The 6,378-nt window shown below is 73.4% G+C and carries 7 protein-coding genes; 5 read left to right on the top strand and 2 right to left on the bottom strand.

Annotation, left to right across the window (positions count from 1 at the left end; genetic code table 11):
- Positions 1 to 76: 76 nt before the first annotated feature.
- Positions 77 to 883 (bottom strand): DUF3097 domain-containing protein, encoded by an 807-nt coding sequence (locus AB0G56_RS26525; RefSeq protein ID WP_360973455.1) that lies wholly within the window; start codon positions 881 to 883, stop codon positions 77 to 79.
- A 32-nt stretch (positions 884 to 915) separates the two neighbouring features.
- Positions 916 to 1,659, bottom strand: coding sequence for an MBL fold metallo-hydrolase (locus tag AB0G56_RS26520; RefSeq protein WP_360973453.1), 744 nt, complete (start codon positions 1,657 to 1,659; stop codon positions 916 to 918).
- Between the two features lie 147 nt (positions 1,660 to 1,806).
- Here AB0G56_RS26520 and hrcA point away from each other — a divergent pair, with 147 nt between their 5' ends.
- The 5 genes from hrcA to AB0G56_RS26495 all read left to right on the top strand — a co-directional run bounded on the left by hrcA (position 1,807) and on the right by AB0G56_RS26495 (position 6,326).
- A complete protein-coding gene (gene hrcA, locus AB0G56_RS26515) occupies positions 1,807 to 2,823 on the top strand; it encodes a heat-inducible transcriptional repressor HrcA (protein WP_360973451.1) in 1,017 nt (338 codons plus the stop codon).
- Positions 2,824 to 3,960, top strand: a complete 1,137-nt coding sequence (gene dnaJ / locus AB0G56_RS26510; protein WP_360973449.1) for a molecular chaperone DnaJ — start codon at positions 2,824 to 2,826, stop codon at positions 3,958 to 3,960.
- A gap of 121 nt (positions 3,961 to 4,081) precedes the next feature.
- Positions 4,082 to 5,179 carry a nitronate monooxygenase gene (locus tag AB0G56_RS26505; protein WP_360973447.1) on the top strand — a complete coding sequence of 366 codons (1,098 nt, stop codon included), beginning with the start codon at positions 4,082 to 4,084 and terminating at the stop codon, positions 5,177 to 5,179.
- Positions 5,176 to 5,913 (top strand): 16S rRNA (uracil(1498)-N(3))-methyltransferase, encoded by a 738-nt coding sequence (locus AB0G56_RS26500; protein WP_360973445.1) that lies wholly within the window; start codon positions 5,176 to 5,178, stop codon positions 5,911 to 5,913. Before AB0G56_RS26505 ends, AB0G56_RS26500 begins: the two co-directional genes overlap by 4 nt.
- Before the next feature lie 20 nt (positions 5,914 to 5,933).
- A complete protein-coding gene (locus tag AB0G56_RS26495; RefSeq protein WP_360973443.1) occupies positions 5,934 to 6,326 on the top strand; it encodes a VOC family protein in 393 nt (130 codons plus the stop codon).
- Positions 6,327 to 6,378: the final 52 nt, after the last annotated feature.

Here is a 6,378-nt window from a genome sequence, read left to right as displayed (position 1 = left end):
CACGCCCGCCCGGCAGACCTCACCGGCCGCCGCGGCCGCCGGGTACGCGCCGATCGGGCCTCGCGCCGGACAGGGCCTACGCGGGGTCCGTCACGAAATCGATCAGCTGCTCGACCCGGCCCAGCAGCTCCGGCTCCAGGTCCTTGTACGACCGCACCCGCGCGAGGATCCCCTGCCAGGCGGCGCCCGTGTTGTCCGGCCAGCCCAGCGCGCGGCAGACGCCCGTCTTCCAGTCCTGGCCGCGCGGGATCCGGGGCCAGGCCTCGATGCCGAGGGAGGACGGCTTCACGGCCTCCCAGACGTCGATGTACGGATGGCCGACGACCAGGGCGTGCTCGCTGGTCACCGCCTCGGCGATGCGCCACTCCTTGCTGCCCGGCACGAGGTGGTCCACGAGGACGCCGAGGCGGGCGTCCGGGCCGGGCGCGAACTCGGCGACGATCGCCGGCAGGTCGTCGACGCCCTCCAGGTACTCGACGACGACCCCCTCGATGCGCAGGTCGTCGCCCCACACCTTCTCGACCAGCTCGGCGTCGTGCCGGCCCTCCACGTAGATGCGCCCGGCGCGGGCCACGCGCGCGCGTGCACCGGCGACGGCGACCGAACCGGAGGCCGTACGGGTGGGGCGTACCGGACCGGCGGCGGGCCGCACCAGCGTCACCGGCCGCCCCTCCAGCAGGAACCCCCGGGGCTGGAGCGGGAACACCCGGTGCTTGCCGAAGCGGTCCTCCAGGGTCACCGTGCCCGCCTCGCAGCGGATCACCGCGCCGCAGAATCCGGTCGCCGGTTCCTCGACGACCAGCCCGGGCTCGGCCGCCACCTCCGGCACCGGCGGCGACTTCTTCTTCCAGGGAGGGGTCAGATCGGCGGAGTACTGGCGCATTCGAGTGACGATATGGAGATCTCCGGCGGTGATCAGCGCGACACGCCGAAGCGCGCCGCCAGCGCGTCCCGCTGGGCCCGGACGAAGGCCGCGTCGACCACCGCGCCGTGCCCGGGGACGTACAGCGCGTCCTCGCCGCCCACCTCCAGCAGGCGGTCCAGCGCGTCCGGCCACCGCTCCGGTACGGCGTCGGGGCCCGCCTGCGGCTCACCGGACTCCTCGACGAGGTCACCGCAGAAGACCACCGGCCGGTCCGCCGGCCGCTCGCCCGGCACCACCACGGCGAGGTCGTGTGCGGTGTGCCCGGGTCCCACGTTCGCCAGCAGCACCTCCCGGCCGCCGCCCAGCGGGACGGTCAGCCGGTCGCGGACCTCCCGGCCGGGGCGCACCAGGGCATCGGCGGCCTCCTCGGCCGCCCGTGCGTCCAGCCCCTGGCGGACCCCGTCCGCGCGCAGCTCCGCGCGCTCGCGCTCGTCGCCGAGCAGCGCGCCCGCCCCCTCGGCGGCGAAGACCTCGGTCGCCTCGAAGGCCGCCGCCCCGAAGACGTGGTCGAAGTGGAGGTGCGTGAGCGCGAGAAGAGTCACACCGCCACCGGTCAGCTCCCGCGCCCGCGCCCGCAGCCACGCGCCCTCCGCGAGGGACGACCCCGTGTCCACCCACAGCGCCGCACCGTCCCCGACGACCAGTCCGGCGGTGCAGTCCCACACCGGCAGCCGCAGCCGGCCGACCCCGCCCGCCAGCCGCTCCCAGCCCAGCTCTTCCCAAGTCATGGTCATACCGCGACGCTAAGGCAGGCCCGCCCTTCCGCGGACCGGTCTTGCCCCCGGCGTACCCGACGGCCGTACACTGGGCCGGGGGATGCTGGCACTCGTATGCGCCGAGTGCCAGGTGGGAACCGAGGGACGACTCTGGAGGTGCGTGCGATGCTCAGCGAGCGAAGGCTGCAGGTGCTGCGCGCCATCGTCCAGGACTACGTCGGCACCGAGGAGCCGGTGGGCTCCAAGGCCCTCACCGAGCGGCACAACCTCGGCGTCTCACCGGCCACCGTCCGCAACGACATGGCGGCCCTGGAGGACGAGGGCTTCATCGCCCAGCCGCACACCAGCGCCGGCCGCATCCCCACCGACAAGGGGTACCGCCTCTTCGTCGACAAGCTCGCCGGGGTCAAGCCGATGACCGCGCCCGAGCGGCGCGCCATCCAGAACTTCCTCGACGGCGCGGTCGACCTCGACGACGTGGTGGCCCGCACGGTGCGGCTGCTGGCGCAGCTGACCCGGCAGGTCGCCGTGGTGCAGTACCCCTCGCTGACCCGTTCGACCGTCCGGCACGTGGAACTGCTCTCGCTCGCCCCCGCGCGCGTGATGCTCGTGCTGATCACGGACACCGGACGGGTCGAGCAGCGGATGATCGACTGTCCGGCGCCCTTCGGCGAGACGTCCCTGGCGGATCTGCGCGCGCGGCTGAACAGCCGGGTCGCGGGCCGCCGCTTCGCGGACGTGCCGCAGCTGGTGGAGGACCTCCCCGACGGCTTCGACCTGGAGGACCGGGGCGCGGTCGCCACCGTGCTCTCCGCCCTCCTGGAGACCCTCGTCGAGGAGAACGAGGAGCGGCTGATGATCGGCGGCACCGCCAACCTCACCCGCTTCGGACACGACTTCCCCCTCACCATCCGGCCCGTCCTGGAGGCGCTGGAGGAGCAGGTCGTCCTGCTCAAGCTGCTCGGTGAGACACAGGATCCGGGCATGACCGTGCGCATCGGTCACGAGAACGCACACGAAGGACTCAACTCCACGTCCATCGTGTCGGTGGGCTACGGTTCGGGCGGCGAGGCAGTCGCCAAGCTCGGCGTGGTCGGACCGACCCGCATGGACTACCCGGGAACGATGGGAGCGGTACGCGCAGTGGCACGGTACGTCGGACAGATCCTGGCGGAGTCGTAAGTGGCCACGGACTACTACGCCGTTCTCGGCGTGCGCCGCGACGCGTCGCAGGATGAGATCAAGAAGGCGTTCCGTCGGCTCGCGCGCGAGCTGCACCCGGACGTCAACCCGGATCCGAAGACCCAGGAGCGGTTCAAGGAGATCAACGCCGCCTACGAGGTGCTGTCGGACCCGCAGAAGAAGCAGGTCTACGACCTCGGCGGCGATCCGCTCTCGCAGTCCGGCGGAGCCGGCGCGGGCGGCTTCGGGGCCGGTTCCTTCGGCAACTTCTCCGACATCATGGACGCGTTCTTCGGCACGGCGTCGCAGCGCGGACCGCGCTCGCGCACCCGCCGGGGCCAGGACGCGATGATCCGGCTGGAGGTGGAGCTGGACGAGGCTGCCTTCGGCACGACGAAGGACATCCAGGTCGACACGGCCGTCGTCTGCACCACCTGCAACGGCGAGGGCGCCGCGCCCGGCACCACCGCGCAGACCTGTGACATGTGCCGCGGCCGCGGTGAGGTCTCGCAGGTCACCCGGTCCTTCCTGGGCCAGGTCATGACCTCCCGCCCCTGCCCGCAGTGCCAGGGCTTCGGCACCGTCGTGCCGACCCCGTGCCCGGAGTGCGCCGGTGACGGCCGCATCCGCGCCCGCCGCACGCTGACGGTGAAGATCCCGGCCGGTGTGGACAACGGCACGCGGATCCAGCTCGCGGGCGAGGGCGAGGTCGGCCCGGGCGGCGGCCCGGCCGGCGACCTCTACGTCGAGATCCACGAACTGCCGCACCAGACCTTCCAGCGGCGCGGTGACGACCTGCACTGCACGGTCACGATCCCGATGACCGCGGCGTCCCTCGGCACCAAGGTGCCGCTGGAGACCCTGGACGGCATGGAGGAGGTCGACATCCGGCCCGGCACGCAGTCCGGCCAGTCGATCCCGCTGCACGGCCGCGGCGTCACGCACCTGCGCGGCGGCGGCCGGGGCGACCTCATCGTGCACGTCGAGGTCCAGACCCCGACCAAGCTCGACCCCGAGCAGGAGCGCCTGCTGCGCGAGCTGGCCGAACTGCGCGGCGAGGAACGCCCCCAGGGCCAGTTCCAGCCGGGGCAGCAGGGGTTGTTCTCGCGGTTGAAGGACGCGTTCAACGGGCGTTGAGCCGGGCGGCGACCCCGCGATGCACGTCCCAGGGCAGCCGCCGACGTCGGTGGCTGCCCTCGGCATATGCCGGAGGACGCCCGGATTCGGTGCCGTACGGAGGACGTGACACCATGCGGTCATGTCCTCCGCATTGTCCGCACTGACCGATCTCTTCCCCCATCCGATCGTGCAGGCCCCGATGGCGGGCGGCCCCTCCGGGCCGCAGCTCGCCGCCGCGGTGTCCGAGGCCGGCGGGCTGGGCTTCCTGGCCGCCGGGTACAAGACGGCGGACGGCATGTACCAGGAGATCAAGCAGGTGCGCGGGCTGACCGGCCGCCCCTTCGGCGTGAACGTCTTCATGCCCCAGCCGGAGCTTGCGGAATCCGGCGCCGTCGACCTCTACGCCCAGCAACTGGCCGGCGAGGCCACCTGGTACGAGACCGAGCTGGGCGACACCGACTGCGGACGGGACGACGGCTACGACGTCAAACTCGCCGTCCTCCTGGACGACCCGGTCCCGGTGGTCTCCTTCCACTTCGGCGTCCCCACCCGCGAGGTCGTCGACTCCCTGCACCGCGTCGGCACGTACGCCCTGGTCACCGCGACCACCGTCGAGGAGGCGCTGGCCGTGGCGCGGGCGGGCGCGGACGCGGTGATCGCGCAGGGCGTGGAGGCGGGCGGTCACCAGGGCGCCCACCGCGACCAGCCGGAGAACGACGGCGCCGGCATCGGCGTCCTCTCCCTGGTCGCGCAGCTCCGCGAGGCCGTGGACCTGCCGATCATCGCCGCCGGAGGCATCATGCGCGGCAGCCAGATCGCCGCCGTCCTCGCGGCCGGCGCGAGCGCCGCCCAACTGGGCACGGCCTTCCTCGCCACCCCCGAGTCCGGGGCGAACGCCCTGCACAAGCAGGCCCTGACCGACCCGCTGTTCCCGCACACGGAACTGACCCGTGCCTTCTCCGGGCGGCCCGCCCGCGGCCTGGTCAACCGCTTCGTACGCGAACACGGCCCGTACGCGCCCGCCGCCTACCCGGAGGTCCACCACCTCACCTCGCCGCTGCGCAAGGCCGCCGCGAAGGCGGGCGACCCGCAGGGCATGGCGCTGTGGGCGGGCCAGGGCCACCGCATGGCCCGTGCGCTGCCCGCCGGGGAGCTGGTGGCGGTGCTGGCGGCCGAACTGGATGCCGCCAGGACAGCGTTGTCGGCGTACCCCTCGACCGGAGGCGACCCGCGATGACGGCGCCGGTGTTCGTGGTCGGCAGGCTGGACGACGGGCAGGGGCAGTGCGTGCTGGACGGCCCCGAGGGACGGCACGCCGTCTCGGTGAAGCGGCTCCAGCCCGGTGAGCGGGTCGTGCTCACGGACGGCGCAGGGCGGTGGGCCGAGGGAGAGGTGACCGCCGCCGAGGGCAAGGACCGGCTCGTCGTGCGCCTGGACAAAGTGACCGAGGAACCCCCGCTGTCGCCCCGTATCACCGTCGTCCAAGCCCTCCCCAAAGGCGACCGCGGCGAGCTGGCCGTGGAGACCATGACGGAGGTCGGCGTCGACGCGATCGTGCCCTGGGCCGCCTCCCGCTGCATCACCCAGTGGAAGGGCGAGCGGGGGCTCAAGGCGCTCGGCAAGTGGCGGGCCACCGCCCGCGAGGCCGGCAAGCAGTCCCGCCGGGTCCGCTTCCCCGAGGTCGCGGACGCCGCGACGACCAAGCAGGTCGCCGCGCTCCTCGCCGCGGCGGACTTCGCCGCGGTGCTCCACGAGAGCGGCGAGGAGCGGCTGGCCACCGCCCAACTCCCCGACCGTGGCGAGATCGTGCTGGTCGTGGGCCCCGAAGGCGGCGTCAGTCCCGAGGAGTTGGCGCTGTTCGCCGAGGCCGGCGCCCAGCCCTACGTCCTGGGTCCTACTGTGTTGCGTACATCGACCGCCGGCACCGCGGCCGCGGCCCTGCTCCTGGGCCGCACCGGCCGCTGGTCCTGACCGCGCCAGGGGGAAACACCGTGGAACTCGCCCAAGTACGGCTCCTCGTCACCGACTTCGCCGCCTCCTACCGCTTCTACGCCGACGTGCTGGGCCTCAAGCCGCAGTCCGGCGCGGTGCGGGGACCGTACGAGAAGTTCAGCCCTGCCACCGGCTCCGCGGGCATCGCCCTCCAGGACCGGGCGATGATGGCCGAGGTGCTGGGCGAGCTGGGCGACACCGCCACCGGGCACCGCTCGCTGGTGGTGCTGCGCGTGGACGACCTGGACGCCTACTGCGCACAGGTCACCGAGCGCGGCGCGACCGTGCTGCACGGCCCGGCCCCGATGACGGACCGCATGCGCGTCGCCCACCTGAAGGACCCGGAGGGCAACCTCGTGGAACTCCAGGAGTGGCTGCTGCTGCGCTCCTGACAGGTGCGCGGGCGCGCACGGCGCGCAGGTGGCCCTGCGCGCTCTGACGCAC

This window comes from Streptomyces sp. NPDC021356 (genome assembly GCF_040641015.1).
In the GTDB taxonomy this organism is placed as follows: Bacteria; Actinomycetota; Actinomycetes; order Streptomycetales; family Streptomycetaceae; genus Streptomyces.
This window is presented reverse-complemented; position numbering and strand designations above follow the sequence as displayed.

Bases quoted from the DNA above. Each gene is read 5' to 3' on its own strand.
- AB0G56_RS26525 (WP_360973455.1), bottom strand. From the start codon at position 883: ATGCGCCAGTACTCCGCCGATCTGACCCCTCCCTGGAAGAAGAAGTCG.
- AB0G56_RS26520 (WP_360973453.1), bottom strand. From the start codon at position 1,659: ATGACCATGACTTGGGAAGAGCTGGGCTGGGAGCGGCTGGCGGGCGGG.
- hrcA (WP_360973451.1), top strand. From the start codon at position 1,807: ATGCTCAGCGAGCGAAGGCTGCAGGTGCTGCGCGCCATCGTCCAGGAC.
- AB0G56_RS26505 (WP_360973447.1), top strand. From the start codon at position 4,082: ATGTCCTCCGCATTGTCCGCACTGACCGATCTCTTCCCCCATCCGATC.
- AB0G56_RS26500 (WP_360973445.1), top strand. From the start codon at position 5,176: ATGACGGCGCCGGTGTTCGTGGTCGGCAGGCTGGACGACGGGCAGGGG.